The organism is Burkholderia sp. Ax-1724, from assembly GCF_011752995.1.
Classification (GTDB): Bacteria; Pseudomonadota; Gammaproteobacteria; order Burkholderiales; family Burkholderiaceae; genus Paraburkholderia.
This window is the reverse complement of record NZ_VWWL01000030.1, coordinates 25972-46790: the sequence shown is the minus strand read 5'-3', so window position 1 is coordinate 46790 and position 20819 is coordinate 25972. Positions and strand designations below refer to the sequence as shown.

Sequence of the window (20819 nt, the reverse complement as noted above, 5' to 3'; positions counted from 1 at the left end):
TTTGACGCGGCTATCTGTCGAATCGACACTGCCAGACATGCGAAGCCTCCCGAAAGGCACGCCCCACGCTTATTCAGGCGAACAGACATGTCCACGGTTCAATCTTCTACCTCGGCCGAACGCAAGACCGCCATGCCGGATCGCGCGCTCAGACGTATTGTCGTGGCATCGGTCGCGGGCAATGCGATGGAGTGGTACGACTTCTTCGTCTACGGCACGGCTGCCGCGCTCGTTTTCGGGCAACTGTTCTTCCCCGCCAACGCCGACCCGCTGATCGGCACGCTCGGCGCGTTCGCCGCATTTGCGATGGGCTTCGTTGCGCGGCCGCTGGGCGGCATCGTGTTCGGCCACATCGGCGATCGCTACGGACGCCGTGCATCGCTCGTGTGGACGCTGCTCATCATGGGTTTCGCGACCTTCGGCATCGGCCTGTTGCCGACCTACGATCACGTGGGCTTGTGGGCACCCGCCGCACTCGTCGCGCTGCGTCTGCTGCAGGGCATCGCATCGGGCGGCGAATGGGGCGGTGGCGTACTGATAATCAGCGAGAGCGCACCGCCCGAAAAGCGCGGCTATTACGCGGCGTGGAGCCAGCTCGGCGTAGGCGGCGGCTTCGTGTTGTCGGCGGCGGCTTTTCTCGGTGCCCAGTCCCTGCCGCACGACCAGTTCATTGCGTGGGGCTGGCGACTGCCGTTTCTGGCAAGCATCCTGATCTTCGCGATCGGCGTGTACATTCGCCACAGCCTGCCGGAAAGCCGCGACTTCGAGAACGCGGACAAGGCGGGAAAAACTTCGCACATGCCCGTTGTCGAAGTCATCAAGCGGCATCCGAAAGAGATTCTGATGGCGATGGGCCTGCGGGTCGCGGAAAACGGCGGCGCATACATCTTCCTCGCTTTCTCGCTGGTCTACGGCAAGTTCGCCGGCATTCCCAATTCGACAATGCTCATCGGCGTCATGCTAGCAATGATCATCGAAATGATTGCGATGGTGCTGTGGGGGAAACTCTCCGACCGTATCGGCCGCAAACCCGTGTACATGATCGGCGCGGTTTCGCTCGTGGTCATGGCGTTCCCGTTCTTCTGGCTGCTCGACACGCATTCGACGCCGCTCATCTGGCTCGCGCTGGTGCTCGGCACAGCCGTCTGCCATGGCGCGATGATCGGCACGCTGCCCTCGCTCGTCGGCGAGCTGTTCAGCACTGAAGTGCGTTACTCGGGCGTCGCGCTTGGGCATGAAGTGGCGTCGATTTTCGCTGGCGGTCTGTCGCCGCTCATCGCTACCGCGCTGCTGTCGCGCTATCACGCTTACTGGCCCGTGGCCGTGTTCCTCATCATCCTGGGTCTCGTCACGGTCGTCACGCTGAAGTTCACGCACGAAACCCGTCAGCGGTAAATCCCCCACCCTGTTCGGAACGCCGCTCGCGGTCGGCCATTCGATGTCGATCATCAATGCGATTGCGATTGCGATTGCGATTGCGATTGCGATTGCGATCGCGCTGGCGGGCGTGCCGCTTTTAGCCGGATGCCGGCGTTTCCGCGCGAGTCTCGAACGCGAGTCGGTCCATTCCGGCGCGATGGACCACGATATCGTCCACGACACCTGAAATAAACCGCATTGATGGGATCAAGAAATTTTAATCAATTTCTCTTATCGGCAGCACGGCGCTAATCTCGACGCATCATCCCTGTAAAAGTCATTGGAAGGCATCATGCAAGCTCACATTCTCAAGGTCCGCGTCGATGCGCTGTGCGAGGAAGCGCATGGCGTGCGCGCTTTCAGCATCTCCCGTCTCGATGGTCTGCCCTTCGACCGCTACGAACCCGGCGCACATATCGACGTGACGAGTCCGTCAGGCATCACGCGGCAATACTCGCTGTGCGGCGATCCAGAATGCCTCGAATCGCAGATTTTTGCCGTGAAGAAAGAAGAGCAATCGCGCGGCGGGTCTCGTTCGCTGCACGAGGAAGTACGCATCGGCACCGAGTTGTCGGTGGGTGCGCCGAGAAATCTGTTCAAGCTCGACGAAAGCGCGGGCGAGCATGTGCTGATCGGCGCGGGTATCGGCATTACGCCGCTCCTGTCGATGGCGTACCGGCTTGCCGCACGCAACGCGCGCTTTACGCTGCACTATTTCGCACGTAGCGAAACGCACGCGGCCTTCATGTCGCTGCTGACGCGCGCGCCGTTCGACATGCATGTCAAGCTGCATTTCGGCGTGGAGCGCGATGCGCTTCCCGCCGAACTCGATGCCTGTCTGCGAGATGCGGGCAACGACGCGCATGTCTACACGTGCGGTCCGGCACCCTTCATGGACATCGTCGTCGAAACCGCGCAACAACACCTGCCCGCCGAATCGATTCATCTGGAACGCTTCAAGGCCGAGCCTGCGCCTGCCGTGGAAGCGTCGCTCGACAGCTTCGACGTGCAACTCGCCAGCACCGGTCAGACCGTGCATGTCGATGCGACAACATCGATTGTCGACGCGCTCGCTGCGATCGGCATCGAAGTGGATACGTCGTGCGGCGAAGGCGTGTGCGGCACATGCATGGTCGATGTCGTGAGCGGCGAACCCGAGCATCGCGATCATTGCCTGAGCAAGGCGGAACGTGCGAGCAACAGTGTCGTCTGCTGCTGCGTGTCGCGTTCGCGTTCGCCGCTGCTCGTGCTCGATCTCTAGGACTTCGTGAAATTCGCCAGGATGTCGGAGATGAGTCCGCGCATCCAGGCGATGCCTTCGTCGTCGTGAAAGTGCTCGTGCCAGTGCATGGTCACGGCCGCTTTCGGTAATCGAACGGGCAGTGCATAGATACGGAACGCGTCGCCGCGATTGAGGATATGCGCGAGCCGTTCGGGCAGCGTGGCGAGCAGGTCGGTTGCCGCGAGCACGCCGGGCACGGCGACGAAATGCGGCAACGCCAGCGCGATATTGCGCCCCACGCCCTGCGCGCGCAATGCGTCGTCGAGTGCGTTATGACTGTGCTCCAGCGAGCGCACCTGCACGTGCGACGCCGCGAGAAACTGCTCCAGCTTCAGCGTGTTGCCCGCAGGCAGGTCGCGGCGTTTGCGCGTCATGCACACATACGATTCCTCGAACAGCAGGCTATGACGCGTGCGCGGCAGCAACGCAGGCAGATTGCCAAGCGCGAAGTCCAGACGGCTCGAACGCAACGCCTCTTCGATTTCTTCCACCGGCATCGGTTCGACGAGCAGCTTCACGCGTGGCGCGGTGTCCTGCAATGCCGCGCACAAGGCCGGCAGATACGCCATTTCACCGGCATCGGACAGCGAGAGGCGGAACGCGCGCGTGCTCGTCGCGGGATCGAATCGCTCGGCGTAGCGCAGCGCCTGGCGCACGGTATCGAGCGCGCGCCCGACGATTTCAGCGAGTTCCAGCGCAACGGGCGTCGGCTGCATGCCCGCGCGCGTGCGGATGAAAAGCGGGTCGTCGAACAGCGTGCGCAACCTGCCGAGCGAGTAGCTCACGGCGGGCTGCGACAACGCCAGCCGTTCGCCCGCGCGCGTCAGGCTGCGCTCCTCCACGATGGCCTGAAACACACGCAACAGGTTGAGATCGATGTGATCGATAGAGGTCATGGGGACTCGCGTGATATCGGCCGCACTTATCGGGCGACCTGTTTTTAATCGATTTGACACATGATCTGCGCAAAGCGAGACTGATGTCAACGAGAGGATGCGCGGATGCAGCATTGCCTTCCTCATCTGAGCCACTCAACTTCTCCCTACGATCACGATGAGTACGCCGACCTATCAAACCATCGACACGAGCGCGCTGGCGAAGCGCGCGCAAGCCGATCGCATTTCCCCCTCCCTCTACTACGATCCGCAACTGTTCGAAGAAGAACTCGAACGCATCTTCTACAAGACGTGGATCTGGGTCGCGCACGACAGCGAGTTGCCAAAGCCGGGCGACTTCGTGACGACGACCATCGGCCGGCAGCCGGTGATCGTCGTGCGCGACAAGACGGGGGCGGTGAACGTGTTGCAGAACCGCTGCCGTCATCGCGGCGCGACCGTGTGCGAAGAGCACAAGGGCAACGCGAAGGGCTTCACGTGCCCGTATCACAGCTGGTCCTATGCGCTCGACGGCACGCTGCGCGCGCTGCCCTATGGCGACGGCTACGAAGGCGTTTGCGAGAAAGGCGATCTGCCGTTGAAGAAGCTGCGCGTCGGCGTGTACCAGGGTTTGATCTTCGCGAGCTTCAACGAAATCATCGAGCCGCTCGAAGACTTTCTCGGCGGCGCGAAGCCGTGGATCGATCTGTTCATGAAGCAGGGTGCGGGTTATCCGATCAAGGCCAACGGCGAGCACAAGTTCAAGTTCAAGGGCAACTGGAAGATCCAGCTCGAGAATACGACGGACCTGTATCACTTCCCCGTCGTGCACAAGTCGTGGATGAAGTCCATCGACGATGAAACAGCCGCCGTCATCACCAGCTTCATGACGAGCGAAGAGGCGTTCTGCCGCTCGCTCGGCAACGGTCACAGCCTCGCGGTGCTGGTGCCCGAAATCGTCGATCTCGACGAGGACGACGGCGCGCCGCTGCCCGAGCGCTTCAACGAACTGGCCGCGCAACTCGCGCAAAAGCACACACCCGAGGAAGTGCGCCGCATCGTGCGCTCGCTGATGGGCGTCGGCTTCAACCTGAACCTGTTTCCGAATCTCGCGTTGTCGATGGCCTTCTTCCGCGTGCTGCGCCCGATTTCGGCGGAAGAAACGGAGATTCGCCACGTCGCGCTCGCGATGGACGGCGGCCCCGACGAAGCGAACCGCGTGCGCCTGCGCATCCACGAACACTTCCAGGGCCCGTTCGGCTTCGGCAGCCCCGACGACGCCGAAGCATGGGAACGCGTGCAGCGCGGCTCGTATGCCGGCCCCGACGTGCCAATCCTCGTGAACCGCGGCCTCAACCGCGAAACGACCGCGCCGAACGGCGAAAAGACCGCCCACGCAACCGACGAAACTGGCATGCGCGAAGCCTACAGGCAATGGCGCGCCATGATGGAGCAAGCATGATGGACGACCGCAACGCACTCTTTTCCGACCAGACCTTCGCGCGCGCAATCGGGTTCATCTGGCGCGAAGCCGAGCTTCTGGACCAGCGCGACTATCGCGCGTGGCTGGAACTGTGGGACCCGAAGGGCCTCTACGTGGTACCGATCGATCCGAACACGACCGACTACGCAGCGACGCTGAACTACGCGTTCGACGATCAGCACATGCGCGAGTTGCGCGTGCAGCGCATGACGTCGGGCTATTCGGCGTCGGCATCCGATGCCGCCCGCACGGTGCGCACGGTGTCGCGCTTCACGCGCTCGTCGGACAGCGCGAATCTCGTCGAGGTGAAGTCGTCGCAGATCATCATCGCGTACAAGCGCGGCCTGTCGACGATCTTCGCTGCCGATCTCACGCACAAGATCAGCATGGCGGACGGCGAGCCACGGCTCGTCGAGAAAGTCATCAGACTGATCAATTCGACGGAAGCGCTGAACGCCATCGGCTTTCTGCTGTGACATTCCAGCGCGCGTCGGCGCACGTATCGCGCACCTCTGCGAGACGGCCGCTGCCGTGCTCGATGTGCCTTTTGGCGTCGACACGCGTGATGATCAAGGACATTCCGAACACGGATTTCGGCCTCGGCGGCAAGACCGCCCGCGCGTCAGGCCGATAACGGGATCATGGAATCAGGCACGCGGCGACAGCGGCAGAGCGAAGCGGCAATCGAGCCCGCCCGCCTCCGCGCGCTGCGCCCAGATACGTCCGTCGTGCCGCGACACGATGTTCCGGCACAGCGACAAGCCGATACCGTTGCCGCCTTCCTTCGACGACGAAAAGCCGTCGAACAGGCGTCCAAGCGCATCGGCGGACACGCCCGGACCGTTGTCGATCACATGCAGTTCCGCGAAGCCGCCGTTGCGCGATGTGGCGAGCGTGATGACGCCATGCGTCGTCGCGTTCAGCGCTTCGACCGCATTGAACGCGAGATTGAGTATCACCTGCCCGATCAGCACGCGCTCGCAACGCACGGGCAACGCCTCCTCGCATTGCGTGATGTTCACGGTTACGCCGTCGTCGCGCGCGCGCAACTGGATAAAGTACGCGACCTCCGCCAGCACGTCGCGCAGGTCCGACTGCGTTTCGATCGGATCACGCTTCACGACGAATTCGCGCACGCTTTTGATGATGTGCGCAGCGTGTTCCGCTTGCCGGTCCGCCTCGCGCAAACCCCACACCGCGCTGTCGGTTGCGTTCTGGCCGATCCGCTGGATCGCGCCTTCGATGAAATTGCGCACCGCCGCGAGCGGCTGACTCAGCTCATGCGCGATCGACATCGCCATTTCGCCCATTGTGTTGTAGCGTCCCGCGTATTCGAGCGTGCGCGCTTCCTCGCGGCGCGCTTCTTCCATCGCGACTTCGTCGCTGACATCGCGAAAGTGCACGAGCACGCCGTTCAGTTCGTCATCGATCTCGACGCGCCTGCTCGTGATGCGCAGCCATCGCACCGCGCCGTCGCGGCGCGCGATCCGATAACGCTGCGCCGACGTGGATTCATGCCGGGTCGCGCCGCGCAGTTGCGCAATCAGGCGGTCGCGGTCTTCACGCGTGCAGTAGTCCGACGCGGCACCGAGCGGCTCGCCGGCATCGACGCCGAGCACGCGCCGCCCCGACTCGCTGATATACGCGAGCCTGCCGCGCGGCGTGACGACGGCCACGCCCTCTCCGAGATCCTGCATGTATTCGCGAAGACGCGTCTCATAGCTGCGCAGCTTTTGCCGCATCGCTTCTTCTTCGCTGATGTCGCGAAACTGCACCATGACCACCGGATGCTGCGGCAAAGGCACATACGTGGCGACCGCTTCGGACAGCATGTCGACGCCGCTGCGCGAGCGGTAACACCATTCATATGTCTGCGGCCCTTGCATGATCGAGCGATCCATCGCGCTGACGGCGATGTCCCGCCGATACCGCGCGTCTTCGCGTGTCATGTGATGCGCCTTCAGCGGCAGCAGTTCTTCGAGCGCATAGCCGAGCGCGGCGCACGCCGCCCGATTGGCCCAGACGATGGTTTTCGTCTGCGCCTCGTGCAGCAGCACGCACTGGTTCAGCGCATCCAGCAGCAAGTGGAAGTCGGCGTCGGCAGGATAGGTCATGGCAGATCGGACGAAAAGCGGTTGACTCAAACCATAACACCGCCGCCCGCGCGCATCGCTAAAGATTTCTTTACTCCGGCGTGGCTTCTTCCCAATTGTTCCCGCTTCTTTGCGCTTCTAGACTGGCATCACTGCCTGTGAACGGCATGCCCCACTTACTCTCATCGACAGAAAAAAGGAGACGCTCATGTCGCTTGCCGCCGCCATCGAGACACAAGACAGCACCCTCACACTCGACGATGTGATCTCCGAAATCGCACAGCGTCGCGAGGAATTCGAACGCCTGTCGCATGTGCCGCGCGATGTCGTCGAGAAGCTCAAGCAGGCCGGCATCTATCGCGCGGCAACGCCGAAACGCTTCGGCGGCGATGCGCGCGCACCGGGAGAATTTCTTGCGCTGATCGAACGTATCGCAAGCGCGGATGGTTCCGCTGCGTGGGTCGCGAGCTTCGGTTCGGCGAATCTTTATCTCGCCGCGTTGCCGCTCGCGACGCAAGCGGAAATCTACGCGAACGGTCCCGATCAGGTTTTCGCGGGCGGCCTCTTCCCCGTACAGAACGCGACGCCCGAAGCGAATGGTTATCGCGTCAACGGGACGTGGAAATTCGCGAGCGGCTGCAAGGGCGCGGACTGGCTCGGCGTCGGCATCGGCACGGGCAAACCGGGCGAAGCACCGGGCAAACCGCGTACGGCAGTGTTCAGGCCGCGGCAGGTCGAGATCGTCGAGAACTGGAACGTGGTCGGCATGCAGGGCACGGGCAGTCACGATCTGCGCGTGACGGACCAGTTCGTGCCGGAAGACTGGACCTTCGTGCGCGGCGGCGCACCAACTGTCGATGAACCGCTGTACCGCTACCCGACCGTCGCCTATGCCGCGCAGGTGCTTGCCGTCGTGAACCTGGGACTCGCGCGCGCGGCGCTCGATGTCGCGAACCACATGGCGGGCGGCCGCAAGACGACGACGGGCGCGCCGCAGCTCGCGGACCGCGCGTACTACCGCATCGAACTCGCAAAGGCGGAAGCGCAGCTGCGTTCGGCGCGCGCGTTCTTCTACGAAGCGACCGATAGCGTGTGGCAATCCATTCTCGCCGGCAACGACGTGACGCCCGATCAGGTCAGCCTGCTGCGCCTGTCCGCAACGCAGATCGCGCGTGACGGCGCCGAAGTGGTGAACCGCGCGTACCGGCTCGGCGGCACGACGGCGATCTATCGCAATCATCCGTTGCAGCGGCTAGTGCGCGACGCGATGGTCGTCACGCAGCACGCGTTTCTCGGCGAAGGCAACTACGACGGCGCGGGCGCGGTATTCGTCGGCGTTCAGCCGATCCCCGGCTATCTGTAATTGCTACCGGCACATTCATCGAACCCGAAAGGACAAAAATGACCGATACCCGAAACCTGCCGTTGCGCGTGCTGTTCTGCTGCGGCGTCACGCAGAATTTTTTCGACCTGCCGCGCGAGCAGATCGATGAAGTATGGCAAGCGTACGGCAAGATGCTCAATGCCGTCGAAGCGATGGACAACGTGCGCGTGCTCGGCGTGATGGACGACGACCGGCTCGTCGTGGGCAATGCGGACGGCGCGCCGTGGACTTTTTACATCATGGCCGATGTCGCGGACTTCGACACGGCTGTCGCCGTCTGCAATCTGTTTCGCACGACGCCCGTGGGCGAATACAACCTGTGGCGCTACGGCAAGATCGAAGCGCGCGTGGGCCGCGCGCTGACTGTTCCGCCTGCGGTCGCGAACCATGCCTGACGTGATGACAGACACGATCATCGGACGCCTGCGCGCGCTCGAAGCGCAGAACGCGGTGCGCAAGACCATCGCGCGATACATGGCGCTGTGCGACGTGCCCGCTCGCGGACTCGAAGGCGAATCGCTCGCGGCCCTCTTCAGCGACGACGCCGTGTGGGAAGGCATTGGCCCGCAGTACGCGGACAAGTTCGGCCGCCTGCAAAGGCCAGCGGATATCGTCGCGATGCTACAGCGCTACCTGCCGCCCACACCGCACTTCGCGACCAATGTGCACTTCCTGACGAGCGAACACATCGACGTGAACGGCGAGACCGCGAAAGGCCGCTGGATCATGTTGCAAGCGTCGGGTTATGTCGATGCGAAAGCGGAACTCATCGCGGCGCGGCTCGAAGTGGATTTCGTGCCGTCGCCACACGACGACAGCATCTGGCTCATCCGGCACTTTCGCACCGAGCGTCTATTCGACGCGCCGTGGCACGTCAATCCCGCCCAAGGAGTCCGCACATGAGCGCCTTCCTGCAAACGTTCGATCTCATCGCGCACGCGCGCCCCGATGCGCCGACGATCGCGATCAAGGACAGCATCGATATCGCCGGTTTTCCGACGACGGCGGCCAGCCGCGCACTCGCTGATGCGCCGCCCGCGGCGCGCCACGCCGACGTCGTACAGCGGCTGCTTGATGCGGGCTGGCGCATCACGGGGAAAACCAACATGCACGAGCTTGCGTTCGGCATGACCGGTATCAACGATCTTTGCGGCACGCCGCGCAATCCGCAGGACGCGGCGCGCATTCCGGGCGGATCGTCGAGCGGTTCGGCGTCGGCCGTTGGCCTCGGTCTCGTCGATGCCGCGCTCGGCACGGATACGGGCGGCTCGGTGCGCGGTCCCGCTGCGTGTTGCGGCGTGATCGGCCTGAAGCCCACGTTCGGGCGCGTATCGCGCGAAGGCGTCGCGCCGGGCGAAACCACGCTCGATTGCGTCGGGCCGTTCGCGCGCGACATGACGACGATCATCGACGTGATGCTCGCGATCGATCTGTCGTTTCAGACCGGCCACGCGCGACGCGATACGGCAAACCTGCGCATCGCGTTGTCCCATGTCGAAGCCGACGACGAGATCACGCGCGCGGTCGCGACGGCTGTGACCCGCAGTGGTCTAGCTTCGCATGGCGTCCGGCTCGAATCGATGCACGACGCGTTCACGGCAGGACTCGCCGTGATCAATGCGGAGACGTGGCGCGCGTTCGGCCATCTCGTCGCGAGCGGCAAGCTCGGCGCGGATATCGAAGCGCGTCTGCGCGCAGCCGCGAATACGGCAACCGCCGATCTCGAATCCGCCGAACGCATCCGGCGTGCGTTCACGGACGAAGTCGATCGCGCGCTGGACGATGCGGACGTGCTCGTTTTGCCGACCATGCCTTCGCTGCCGATCACGATCGAAGCGGCTCGCGCGGGCACATCGGTAATCGCAATGTCGTCGCTGATCCGGCCATTCAATCTGAGCGGGCATCCGGCGCTGTCGTTGCCGGTGCAAATCGAAGGCACACAGCTGAAGGCCGGATTACAGATCGTCGGCCGCAAGGGCGAAGACGAAACGGTATGCGCCGTCGCCGCACATCTCGAATCGATGCTCGCGCCCAGCGCACCGAACCCATAAAGAGGACACACGTCATGTCGAAAAGAGTCGTGCTGGTGACGGGCGCCGCGCGAGGCCTTGGCGAAACCGTCGCGCGCCGCTTCCATCACGCGGGCTACAAGGTCGCGTTGGGCGACTTCGCGTTCGACGCCGCGCAGGCGCTCGCGCGCGAACTGAGCAGCGACGGATCGAGCGCATACGCGATCAGGCTTGATGTCACGTCGAAGGCCGATTTCGAAGCCGCGCGCGATACCTTGCTCGACCGCTGGGGCGCAATCGATGCGCTCGTGAATAATGCGGGCACATCGAAAGTGGTGCCCGTGATGGAGATCACCGCCGAGCAGTTCGATCAGGTGATCGATGTGAATCTGCGCAGCGTGCTGTTCGGCTGTCAGGTGTTCGGCCAGCACTTCGCGGCGCAAGGTGCGGGACGTATCGTGAACATTGCATCGCTTGCGGGACAAAACGGCGGCTCGGCGACGGGCGCGCATTACGCGGCGGCGAAAGGCGGCGCGATCACGCTCACGAAGGTTTTCGCGCGCGATCTCGCGGCGCACGGCGTGACCGTCAACGCTATTTCTCCGGGTCCGCTCGACCTGCCCATCGTGCACGAGAGCGTGCCCGCCGACAGGCTGGAAAAGGTCATCGCGGGGATTCCCGTGGGACGCCTGGGTTCCGCGAGCTATATCGCGGATGTCGCCGTGCTCCTCGCTTCCGCCGATGCGTATTTCGCCAACGGCGCGTGCTGGGACGTCAACGGCGGGCTCTTCATGCGTTGATGGTCAATCGCCCCGCTCGTCCGGCGCGTTCCACACCTGGAGCACGTCGCGCACGAGCGTGGCGATCGAAGCCGCACCCAGTTTTTCCTTGATGCTCGCGCGATGCACATCGACCGTCTTCACGCTGATCGACAGTTCCGTGGAAATCACCTTGCTCGGCTTGCCTTCGATCAGGCCGCGCAAGACTTCCTTCTCGCGCGCGGTGAGCGAGTCGAGACGTTCGCGCAGTTCGCGCTGACGCACGTCTTTCACGTGACGCTGCGACGCAAGCTTCAGCGCGCGCTGAACGCGTTCGAGCATCTGCTGCGAGTTATATGGTTTTTCGACGAAGTCGATCGCGCCCTGCTGCAACGCGCGTACCGACATCGGAATGTCGCCGTGGCCGCTGACGAAGATGATCGGCAAGGTTGCGCCACGGCGATTGAGCGCGTCCTGCACGTCGAAACCGCTTGCCTCGGGCATGCGCACGTCGAGCACGAGACAGGCGGGCACGTTCACGTCGAACGCATTCAGAAAGTCCGCCGCGCTCACGAAGCCTTGCGACCGGATGCCGACCGATTCCAGCAGCCACGCAAGCGAGGTACGCATGCCGTTGTCGTCATCGACGATATAGACGAGTGGAGTGGCATCAGTCATTGCGTGCGTTATTCCAGGCGCTGTGGAAATGGGAGATCGGTCTTTCGACGGTCGATCATAACCGAGCAAAAAGACGTACGCCAACGTACTTTTTAAACGAATCAAGCTGGAGACACTTCTATCATGTCCACCCAAACCACGCCCGTTCATACCGAACCCGATCCGCTGCGCCAGCAGTTCCGAATGGCAATGGCGCATCTTGGCGCAGCCGTCAACGTCATCACGACTGCCGGCCCACACGGCCGATGCGGCATCACGGCGAGCGCAGTCTGCTCCGTCACCGATACGCCACCGACGCTGCTCGTCTGCCTGAACCGTTCCAGCGCGATGCATTCCATCTTCGATGGCAATCGCCAGGTCTGCATCAACGTGCTGCCCGCGAGCCTGGAGAGCATCGCGCGACACTTCGCGGGCATGACGGGAATGCCAATGGAAGAACGTTTCCGGCTGCCTGTCTGGGATCAGGACGAAGGCGGCGTGCCCGTTCTGCGCGGCGCGCTCGCGAGCCTGAAAGGCCGTATCGCCGAGGCAAAGGATGTCGGCTCGCACGCCGTGATGTTCGTCGAAACGACGGAAATCAAGGTGCGCAGCGACGGCGACAGCCTGATTTATTTCGACCGGAATTTTCATCGCGTGCCGCGCACGTGGAAGGCGTGGTCGGCTGAGTGAATCAGGAACCTGCGAGGCGCCGCGACGAGGGTTGATGGATCAATCGGATTGTGTGGCGAATGCCGACTTGCAACGAGACCTGTTTGTCTGTGGTCGAGGGCGATGCATAGTATGGCCCTGCGGGTCATATTGCTGTCATTCGCAAACCGGTGCCTGTGAATGTCTGCCATCGCTGTCGATGAATGAGTCTCACCAACCCTGAGCAGCCAGTGGACGCGTACCGATGGGTGTCTGAAATACACAGGCGATGGCGACGCTCATCCCTTGAATACTATCGACGCAAGATACTGACGACCCAATCCCGAAACCAGCGGTTTGCCTCGTCGCCATCGTACAGCTCATGCCAATGTATGGTCGACTCGAAATGAGGAATGTCGACGGGCAGAGGGTAGATCGAAAACTGCCCCGACTCATTGAATACCTCGGCGACGCCCCGTGGCAATGTCACCATCCAGTCGGTGCGCATCAGAATCTGCGGAACGACCGTGAAATGGGGCACCCGCAGCGCAATTCGGTGGTACAGCCCGTTGACTCGCAACGTCTCTTCGATCAGGAGATGACTGCTGTCGATCGACGCCACCGCGACGTGTGACATCCCTTGAAACTGATCACGCGTGATCCGACGCACCGGAAGCCCGCGCCGTTTGCGCGTCATGCAAGCGTATTCCTCGTTGAACAGCAGAGCGTACTTCGTCACAGGCTTGAGTGTCGGCAAATTGCCAATTGCAAAATCCAGCTGACGCAGTCGCATTTTCTCTTCGACGCTGGATAGCGGCGCAGGCTCCATCGCGATCCGCATGCGCGGCGCGAGTTGCTGCAACTTTTCGCAAATGACCGGCAGAAAGACCTGCGCCCTTACATCGGACATTGATAGACGATACTCGCGTGAACTCGTCGCCGGGTCAAACGGCTCGCCGTGACGGAACGCCTCTCGCGCTGCCGCGAGTGCCCGTCCGACCGGTTCAACTAACCGCTCGGCTGCCGTGGTGGCCATCATCCCGTCTGACGTCCGAACGAATAGCGGGGCGTCGAACAGTGCGCGCAGCCGTCCCAGCGCATAGCTGGTCGCCGGTTGCGACAAAGCCAGACACTGTCTGATTGCTAGAGATGCGGGTTTATCCGACTCGCCGCTCTTCCCGCCGACACGGCAACCGGCGCCGTGATATCGGAAAACGCTGAACTTGTGGCCTGAACAACGACATTAGTGCTGGCGCTTCGTCGTGATAGATGCCGCGCGCGGATCGATCAACGCGCCATCAGTTCTCCTCGAAGTAATGCCCAAACTTAACCTGCTTCGTACGAATATAACGCTCGTTCTCCTCGCGCATCGGAATCGCCAGCGCAACACGCTCGCACACCGGAATGCCGTGCTTCGACAGCGTGTGGAACTTCTCCGGATTGTTGCTCATGAGCCGCACCGACGTGACCTTGAGCGTGCGCAGAATGCCCGCGGCCGAATCGTATTCGCGTGAATCGTCGGGCAGGCCGAGATCGAGGTTGGCTTCGACCGTATCGCGTCCCTGCTCCTGCAGCGCATACGCGCGAATCTTGTTCGACAGGCCGATGCCGCGCCCTTCATGTCCGCGCAGATAGAGCAGCACGCCGCAGCCTTCAGCCGCGATATAGCGCAGCGCGAGGTCGAGTTGCTCGCCGCAGTCGCAGCGATAGGAGCCGAGCACGTCGCCGGTGAGGCACTCCGAATGCAGGCGCGTCAACACGGACGACTTGTTGGCGACATCGCCCATCACGAGCGCGAGATGTTCGGCGCCGCTGTCGACCACGCGAAACACATAGGAAGTGAACGTGCCGTAGCGCGTGGGAAGCGTGGCGGTGGCGTCGAGAACGACGCATTCGCTGGTGATGACGCCGTCCGCTGCGGGCGATGGATCGTGAGACGTGAGCATGGCGTTAAACAGTGGTGCTGACATGAACCCGAACGAGCCGGGGATAAGGTGTGGACTGCGAGTTTACCGCTAATCCGCATGACATACGCGGATGCCCCTTCGCAACCGCGGGACGCGACCCGAAGCGGCATCGCGCGGCGGCACGACGGCGCGCCTGCAGAAGAGGCAGCGAGACCGCCAGCGGGACGCGCACGCCTGCATCCGCGCACGCGCTTGCCACGCCGGTCCGCCGTGCATCGTGTGACCCGCCACATGTATTCCCGGTGTACCGCCACGGTGCGTCGGGCCTATACTGGAATGGCCTGTCCCTCACGACGGCGCGCCAGTTCGGCGTGCTGCATTGCGAAACGGAGCCGCTCCATGACAAGCGTTGCACAACTTCTTAAAACGAAACCGAACAACACCGGCGTCTATACGATCGGCGCCGACGATTCTGTCTACGAGGCGGTCCGGCTGATGGCCGAAAAGGGCATCGGCGCGCTGGTGGTGACGGACGGCGACAGCATCGCCGGCATCGTCACGGAGCGCGACTATGCGCGCAAGGTGGTGCTGATGGATCGCTCGTCGAAGGAGACGCCGGTGCGCGACATCATGAGCAAGGCGGTGCGCTTCGTGCGCCCCAACCAGACGACCGAGGAATGCATGGCGCTGATGACCGAGCGGCGCATGCGCCATCTGCCGGTGATCGAGAACGAACGCCTCATCGGCATGGTGTCGATCGGCGACCTCGTGAAGAACATCATCGCGGAACAGCAGTTCACGATTCAGCAGCTCGAGTTCTATATTCACGGCGAACGGCCTTGAGGTCATAACGAAGTCAGGCACCGAAGCGAACCTCGGCGCGAACGCAAAAAAAGCCCAAACCTCGAAAAGCCTGGGCCAAGCTACCTTGCGGCAGCGGAGGTTCCTTCAAACAGGAACACAACGCACGAACGGCACGCCGGGTAGCTCGTACGTGCGTTGCGCTGGACTGGAACACTTCGTGGTCGAGACTGTGTGCGCCGCGCGGGTCGCGATGCGCACGCGTCGTGCTGTCCGCTCGACGGAGCGCCGGCTTTGGGCCGGGTCTACGGCAACGACCAGGCTTGAGGCGCAGCGCTCAAAAACGAGTCGCACACACTCCGGCAGGGATCATTCGCGAGGACAGGCCATGTTCGCCGGCCCCGTGCGCGCCCCGCCGCCACGCATCCAATCCATGAGTTGCCCAATCAGTTACCGAAATAGATGCCGTGCGGGCCACCCGTCGTCTGAAGCGCGGCGCCCGACTGCGACGAACCGCTCGCCGGCGCGCCATAGCCGCTCGTATCGGCGACCGGCTGGGTCTGCGTCTGCGCGAGAGCCGGGTTTTGCGCTTGCACGCGCTGTTCGGCGGCTTGCACGTCTTGGGGATAGTTCGAGTCGTTCGACGTCACCGGGTTATAGCCCGCGTGTTCCAGCTGGATCAGTTCGCTGCGCACTTGCGCGCGGGTGACGGGCTGGTCGCCCGATTGAGCGAACGAAACGACCGGTGCGGCGAAAAGGGCTGCAATGGCAACTGCCTTGAAGAGCGATTTCATGATGACCTACCTCCAATCTGGTTTTGTCTGCCTCGCCACGCCACGCTGTCGTGGAAGCGATTGACTTCAGTCTAGTCATCACGCTTTCGAGGGAAAACCCTTAATTTCGAGATAGATAATTGTTTTCGTCGCAACAATGATTTCGAATTGACTGGAACCTGTGCGAGAACATGAGCCGCGTAGCAATAATGACTGGAAACCGGGTGTTTGCGTCTGATGTTTCCGCAATACGTCTGATCTGAGGAAGTTTTGCCGGCGCGCGCCGCCTGATCGGCCGGAACCGGTGCCCGCGCGTCCGGCAATTTCATGCGCCCGAATGCGGGATCAACAGCAACTTGCGCGGACCGCTAACGAACGCGCTGCCCGGTTCGAAAAACCGCAGCGGCCGATGCATCTCGCGCGACAGTCCGATGCGCGTCGTCACGCCGATCGGCGCGTCGCCGCTCTCCATCACACCGATCCACAACCCTCGCCCCGTGCAGAGATCGCGGCCGTCGAACGCCTGGCCGATGCCGAGCGCCGTCGTCAGCCGGCCGGGTCCGCGCGCGAGATCGCGCAGCGGCACGCCGGGGCGGCGCGCTTCCATCAGCGGGAGTCCTTCGAGCGGCTCGATCGCGCGCAGCAAGATGCCAGCGCCAACCTCCTCGGCCTCGGCGGACATGTTGAGCATGTAGGAGACACCATAGGTCAGCCGCACATACGCATGGCCGCGCGCGAGAAACATCGAACCGTTGTACGGACGGCGGCCGATAAACGCATGACTCGTCGAATCGCCGAGCGGGTACGCCTCGGTCTCGACGATGCGGCCGCTCATACGCCCCTCGGGCAGGTCGTGCACGAGATATTTGCCGACCATGAAGCGCGCGAGTTCGACCGTGTCGACGGGCAGATCGTCGCGGCGCAGCGGCCGGATCGGAAGAGGCGCGGTTCGCATGGATGCCGTCGTCCTGAAACGTGTCGCGAGGAGCTTGCAGCATGGGGGAAAACCGCCCGCAGGTCCAACGCCCCGCCGCCATGGCGGCGCGCCGCCCGGCCGATCCGTTGTGTCAAAGCCTCATTTTCTCGGCCCATCGGGGCCGCACGAGGTCAACATGGCACTAATTGTTGTATTGTGTGCCTTCGGGCTGGCATCCAGCCTGTTCGGGCCCGTGCGCCGCGCGGGCTGCCCAGCCCGGCCATCCGGCTCAAAGCATTTGCGCGGCGGCCGTACCCGTTCCATCCGGATCGAATCCCGCTGTACCCATTGGTGTGACCGGTGTCCCCATTCGGGAACGATGTACCTACGACAACAGGAGAACTCGCATGAAAGCATTTCCGGCAATGAAGGTGATCGGCGGCGCGCTGGTCGTTCTGGCCTCCCTCAATGCATACGCGCAAAACAACGACGCAGCGGCCTCGGCGGCAGCACCCGCGGCAGCGGCGGCCTCGGCGCCGACCGCCAAGCAGACTCGCCAGGCTAACCGCGCGATGCAGCGCAAGATCCGTGCGGCGCTCGCGCACACCAAGGGCCTGACGGTCAGCAACATCACCGTGCGCGCACGCGGTGGCGACATCACGCTGGCCGGCTCGGTGCCCGAGGCAGCGCAGGTCGATCTCGCGACGACGGCCGCGAAGAGCGTGGCAGGCGTGACGTCGGTGCGCAACGCGCTGACGATCCGCGCAATCGGCCAGTAAGAGAAGTCGCCGTAGAGGTAGACAAACACGCCGGCGCCGATGTCCGAACCGCATCGACGCCGGCCTGCTGTTTGTCGCGGGCCCGGCACGCCGTTCGCGGCAGCCTTGCCGGCTAAGGTTAATATCCGCCCCGCCTGTTCCAGCCGTTTTCGAGTCCAGCGGTGCGCTTCGACGGTGCGTCCGCCATCCTGTTTGCAACGCCCGGCGCATGCTGTAACGCACGAGCAGTCCTTCCACGGCACAATGATTTCCCACTGGGCGGCACCCTGCGTCCATGGCTGCGCCGCGTCCGCTCCATTGCGCGCTCAGCCGTGCGACCATGCTCGGCCCAGGCAGCACGATCCCTTATAATTTAATGGCTTGAAGCGCTTTATTAAGATATTGCTTCAGCTTTGCCGAGCACAGTGAAAATCCGGCGATGCCGCTTCGCCCCGTCATCCACCCGCGTCAAAAGGAAGCCCGAATGACCTCACCCACGACCGTTTTACCGCGCTGGACCGTTGTCGTGCCATTCGTCGGCTGGATCGTGCTCGGCGCCGCCTATGCGCTTCCCGGCAATGCGCTGCTGCTCTCGCTGGTCGGCGTGGCGCTGTGCGCGGCGGTGTTCGCCGCCGTGCACCATGCGGAAGTGGTCGCGCATCGCGTCGGCGAGCCGTTCGGCACGCTCGTGCTCGCCGTTGCCGTCACCGTGATCGAAGTCGCGCTGATCGTCTCGGTCATGCTCACGTCCGGTCCCGAAAAAGCAGGACTTGCGCGCGACACCGTGTTCGCGGCCGTGATGATCGTCTGCAACGGGATCGTCGGACTGTGTCTGCTGGTGGGCGGCATTCGCCATCTCGAACAGGACTTCCAGAGCCGCGGCGCGGCGGCCGCGCTCGCGGTGCTCGCGTCGCTGTCGGTGCTGACGCTCGTCATGCCGAACTTCACGACCACGAGCGCGGGTCCGGTCCTGTCGCCGTCGCAACTGGCGTTCGCGGGCGCTTCGTCGCTCGTGCTGTATGGCGTGTTCGTGTTCGTGCAGACCGTGCGCCATCGCGATTACTTCCTCGCCGGCGTGCCCGACGAAGACGTTCACGCCGAGCCGCCGAGCGCGCGCCTCGCGGCGATCAGCGGCGCGCTGCTGGTCGTGAGCCTCGTCGCCGTGGTGCTGCTCGCGAAGGTGTTGTCGCCGGTCGTCGAATCCGCGGTGCTCAACGCGGGCGCGCCGCCGGCCGTGGTCGGGATCGTGATCGCAGCGCTGGTGCTGTTGCCCGAAGGGCTTGCGGCGCTGCGCGCGGCGCGCGGCGATCGTCTGCAGACCAGTCTGAACCTCGCGCTCGGCTCGGCGCTCGCGAGCATCGGCCTGACCATTCCGACCGTGGCCGGCGTGTTCCTGTACATCGGCCAGCCTATCGTGCTCGGCATCAACGGCAAGGAAATGGTGCTGCTCGCGCTCACGCTCGTGGTCGGCACGCTGACGCTCAGCACCGGACGCACGACGATCCTGCAAGGCGCCGTGCATTTGTCGCTGTTCGCTGCGTATCTGTTTCTGTCGTTCGCGCCTTGATCGGTGCGGGGTGCGCCGTGGCGTGCGCTGCGGGGTGCACCGTGCGGTGCATCAGGCACGTTGCGCCCGTCGAGTGCGCCAGCGGCGCCACGCGCGCCATGAGTCGGGAGCGGGCGGCATGTGAAGCGGCCCGCCTCACCTGACCGCCACGTCCCTCACTCTGGCGATCAGCGCGCCGCCTGCGTCGACTTGCGCAGCTTCGCGACCTCGGCCGCGCCCACCGCCGGTGCGCCGTTGTTCCAGCCCGCGCGCACGAAGCTCAGGACGTCGGCGATCTGCTGGTCGTTCAGCACCGCCGCGAAACTGGGCATCGGGAACGGCGACGGCACGCCGTCGATCACCAGATCGCCGGTACCGTTCAACGTTACGTTGATGAGCGACGACGCGTCCTTCGCGAGCACGTTCGGATTGCCCGCGAGCGGCGCGAGCATCGGCGCGAAGCCCTGTCCGTCGACGCCGTGGCAGTGCATGCAATATGCCGTATAGACGCGCGCGCCGGCATCGTTGGCGGGACGATCGAGCGATACTTTGGTCGCTTGGGCATCGTACGTATAAAGCGGCGCGCCGCTGCCGCCCGCCGGCGGCAACGACTTCAGATACGTCGAAACCGCCGCGATATCGGTGTCGGTCATGCCTTGCGTGCTGTTGTTGATTACGCTCGTCATCGCGCCGAACGCCGTCGCATGGCGATTCGCACCGGTCTTCAGAAAGGTGCGCAGATCCTCGTCGCTCCAGCGCCCGAGCCCCTCGTTGTGCTCGCCGGTCAGGTTCGACGCGAACCAGCCGTCGAGCAGCGCGCCGCTCAGGAAGCCGCTGCCGCTTTCGTCGAGCGCGCTCTCCTGGAACGCGACGCCGCGCGGCGTATGGCAGGAGCCGCAATGCCCGAGCCCCTGCACGAGATACGCGCCGCGATTCCACGCTACGTCCTTGCCCGGCTTGTCGCGATAGGCGCTCTTTTCCAGAAACACCATGTTCCAGAGCTTCAGCGGCCAGCGCATGTTCAACGGCCACTTGATGTCTGGCTCCCGGTTCGCCTGTTGCACCGGTGCGACGCCGTGCATGAAGAACGCGTAAAGCGCCTTCGCGTCGTCGTCGTTGACCTTCGCATAGGACGGATACGGCATCGCCGGATACAGGTTGTGGCCGTCCTGCGCGACGCCTTCGCGCAGCGCCCGCACGAAGTCGCCTTCCGTGTAGCCACCGATGCCGGTCTGCGCGTCGGGCGTGATGTTGGTGGTGTAGATGCGGCCCATCGGCGTGTTCATCGGCAGACCGCCCGCGAACGGCTTGCCCTTCGGCGCCGTGTGGCAGGCCGCGCAATCGCCGAGCTGCGCGAGATAGGCGCCGCGCTGCACGAGCGCCTGATCGGCCGATGACGTAGCTGCCATTGACGTTACCGCCGCCGTTGCCGCATTGGCCGGCACCTGCGCGAGCAACGGCAACGCGACGCACAACGCCGCGCCAAGACCCTTCAAAGTGATTTTCATGT

Annotated in this window: 22 protein-coding genes and 1 pseudogene; 15 read left to right on the top strand and 8 right to left on the bottom strand. The window is 63.6% G+C overall.

Features of this window, described 5'->3' with window-relative positions:
• Positions 1 to 87: 87 nt before the first annotated feature.
• From F3J19_RS28625 to F3J19_RS28615, 3 genes are all read left to right on the top strand, one after another.
• Positions 88 to 1395, top strand: coding sequence for an MFS transporter (locus F3J19_RS28625; protein WP_167049208.1), 1308 nt, complete (start codon positions 88 to 90; stop codon positions 1393 to 1395).
• A 43-nt stretch (positions 1396 to 1438) separates the two neighbouring features.
• On the top strand, positions 1439 to 1606 hold the full coding sequence (locus F3J19_RS28620) for a hypothetical protein (protein ID WP_167049206.1): 168 nt from the start codon (positions 1439 to 1441) through the stop codon (positions 1604 to 1606).
• A gap of 105 nt (positions 1607 to 1711) precedes the next feature.
• Entirely contained in the window at positions 1712 to 2680 is a 969-nt protein-coding gene (locus F3J19_RS28615; RefSeq protein ID WP_167049204.1) for a PDR/VanB family oxidoreductase, read from the top strand.
• On the opposite strand, the gene F3J19_RS28610 is transcribed toward F3J19_RS28615, so the two are convergent.
• On the bottom strand, positions 2677 to 3597 hold the full coding sequence (locus tag F3J19_RS28610) for a LysR family transcriptional regulator (protein WP_167049202.1): 921 nt from the start codon (positions 3595 to 3597) through the stop codon (positions 2677 to 2679). The genes F3J19_RS28615 and F3J19_RS28610 overlap by 4 nt on opposite strands.
• 157 nt (positions 3598 to 3754) lie before the next feature.
• On the opposite strand from F3J19_RS28610, the gene F3J19_RS28605 reads away from it, so the two are divergent.
• The 3 genes and pseudogenes from F3J19_RS28605 to F3J19_RS32855 all read left to right on the top strand — a co-directional run.
• Positions 3755 to 5038 (top strand): aromatic ring-hydroxylating dioxygenase subunit alpha, encoded by a 1284-nt coding sequence (locus tag F3J19_RS28605; protein ID WP_167049200.1) that lies wholly within the window; start codon positions 3755 to 3757, stop codon positions 5036 to 5038.
• Complete coding sequence (locus tag F3J19_RS28600) at positions 5035 to 5535, top strand: aromatic-ring-hydroxylating dioxygenase subunit beta (RefSeq protein WP_167049198.1); 501 nt, start codon at positions 5035 to 5037, stop codon at positions 5533 to 5535. Before F3J19_RS28605 ends, F3J19_RS28600 begins: the two co-directional genes overlap by 4 nt.
• Positions 5536 to 5554: 19 nt before the next feature.
• Positions 5555 to 5693, top strand: a pseudogene (locus F3J19_RS32855) (4-oxalocrotonate tautomerase); the annotation flags it as partial.
• 13 nt (positions 5694 to 5706) lie between these two features.
• On the opposite strand, the gene F3J19_RS28590 reads toward F3J19_RS32855, so the two are convergent.
• Positions 5707 to 7173 (bottom strand): ATP-binding protein, encoded by a 1467-nt coding sequence (locus F3J19_RS28590; protein ID WP_167049196.1) that lies wholly within the window; start codon positions 7171 to 7173, stop codon positions 5707 to 5709.
• Positions 7174 to 7360: 187 nt separating this feature from the next.
• On the opposite strand from F3J19_RS28590, the gene F3J19_RS28585 reads away from it, so the two are divergent.
• From F3J19_RS28585 to F3J19_RS28565, 5 genes are read left to right on the top strand one after another with little or no spacing between them, the layout of a single operon-like run.
• Complete coding sequence (locus F3J19_RS28585) at positions 7361 to 8515, top strand: acyl-CoA dehydrogenase family protein (RefSeq protein ID WP_167049194.1); 1155 nt, start codon at positions 7361 to 7363, stop codon at positions 8513 to 8515.
• A 38-nt stretch (positions 8516 to 8553) separates the two neighbouring features.
• The gene (locus F3J19_RS28580; RefSeq protein WP_167049192.1) at positions 8554 to 8931 is read left to right on the top strand and encodes a hypothetical protein; all 378 of its coding nucleotides are present in this window, start codon (positions 8554 to 8556) and stop codon (positions 8929 to 8931) included.
• Positions 8932 to 8935: 4 nt separating this feature from the next.
• Entirely contained in the window at positions 8936 to 9439 is a 504-nt protein-coding gene (locus F3J19_RS28575; protein WP_167049190.1) for a nuclear transport factor 2 family protein, read from the top strand.
• Positions 9436 to 10587 carry an amidase gene (locus F3J19_RS28570; RefSeq protein ID WP_167049188.1) on the top strand — a complete coding sequence of 384 codons (1152 nt, stop codon included), beginning with the start codon at positions 9436 to 9438 and terminating at the stop codon, positions 10585 to 10587. The genes F3J19_RS28575 and F3J19_RS28570 overlap by 4 nt, the downstream gene beginning before the upstream one ends.
• Before the next feature lie 14 nt (positions 10588 to 10601).
• A complete protein-coding gene (locus tag F3J19_RS28565) occupies positions 10602 to 11345 on the top strand; it encodes an SDR family oxidoreductase (RefSeq protein ID WP_167049186.1) in 744 nt (247 codons plus the stop codon).
• Between the two features lie 3 nt (positions 11346 to 11348).
• Here the strand turns inward: F3J19_RS28565 and F3J19_RS28560 are convergent, their stop codons facing one another.
• Complete coding sequence (locus tag F3J19_RS28560) at positions 11349 to 11981, bottom strand: response regulator (protein ID WP_167049184.1); 633 nt, start codon at positions 11979 to 11981, stop codon at positions 11349 to 11351.
• 123 nt (positions 11982 to 12104) lie between these two features.
• On the opposite strand from F3J19_RS28560, the gene hpaC reads away from it, so the two are divergent.
• Complete coding sequence (gene hpaC, locus F3J19_RS28555; RefSeq protein ID WP_167049182.1) at positions 12105 to 12650, top strand: 4-hydroxyphenylacetate 3-monooxygenase, reductase component; 546 nt, start codon at positions 12105 to 12107, stop codon at positions 12648 to 12650.
• A 271-nt stretch (positions 12651 to 12921) separates the two neighbouring features.
• Here hpaC and F3J19_RS28550 read toward each other — a convergent pair whose 3' ends face one another.
• Positions 12922 to 13731 (bottom strand): LysR family transcriptional regulator, encoded by an 810-nt coding sequence (locus F3J19_RS28550; protein ID WP_275692084.1) that lies wholly within the window; start codon positions 13729 to 13731, stop codon positions 12922 to 12924.
• A 175-nt stretch (positions 13732 to 13906) separates the two neighbouring features.
• Positions 13907 to 14554, bottom strand: coding sequence for a GTP cyclohydrolase II (ribA, locus tag F3J19_RS28545; protein ID WP_167049259.1), 648 nt, complete (start codon positions 14552 to 14554; stop codon positions 13907 to 13909).
• Positions 14555 to 14914: 360 nt separating this feature from the next.
• Here ribA and F3J19_RS28540 point away from each other — a divergent pair, with 360 nt between their 5' ends.
• Positions 14915 to 15358, top strand: coding sequence for a CBS domain-containing protein (locus F3J19_RS28540; RefSeq protein ID WP_167049180.1), 444 nt, complete (start codon positions 14915 to 14917; stop codon positions 15356 to 15358).
• Between the two features lie 404 nt (positions 15359 to 15762).
• Here F3J19_RS28540 and F3J19_RS28535 read toward each other — a convergent pair whose 3' ends face one another.
• Positions 15763 to 16110: a DUF4148 domain-containing protein gene (locus F3J19_RS28535; RefSeq protein ID WP_167049178.1), complete on the bottom strand. Its 348-nt coding sequence runs from the start codon at positions 16108 to 16110 to the stop codon at positions 15763 to 15765.
• A 304-nt stretch (positions 16111 to 16414) separates the two neighbouring features.
• Positions 16415 to 17044: a DNA-3-methyladenine glycosylase gene (locus tag F3J19_RS28530; protein ID WP_167049176.1), complete on the bottom strand. Its 630-nt coding sequence runs from the start codon at positions 17042 to 17044 to the stop codon at positions 16415 to 16417.
• A 368-nt stretch (positions 17045 to 17412) separates the two neighbouring features.
• Here F3J19_RS28530 and F3J19_RS28525 point away from each other — a divergent pair, with 368 nt between their 5' ends.
• On the top strand, positions 17413 to 17784 hold the full coding sequence (locus F3J19_RS28525; RefSeq protein WP_167049174.1) for a BON domain-containing protein: 372 nt from the start codon (positions 17413 to 17415) through the stop codon (positions 17782 to 17784).
• Between the two features lie 463 nt (positions 17785 to 18247).
• Positions 18248 to 19330 carry an ionic transporter y4hA gene (locus tag F3J19_RS28520; RefSeq protein ID WP_167049171.1) on the top strand — a complete coding sequence of 361 codons (1083 nt, stop codon included), beginning with the start codon at positions 18248 to 18250 and terminating at the stop codon, positions 19328 to 19330.
• A 167-nt stretch (positions 19331 to 19497) separates the two neighbouring features.
• Here the strand turns inward: F3J19_RS28520 and F3J19_RS28515 are convergent, their stop codons facing one another.
• Positions 19498 to 20817 (bottom strand): cytochrome c, encoded by a 1320-nt coding sequence (locus F3J19_RS28515; RefSeq protein ID WP_167049169.1) that lies wholly within the window; start codon positions 20815 to 20817, stop codon positions 19498 to 19500.
• Positions 20818 to 20819 lie beyond the last annotated feature (2 nt).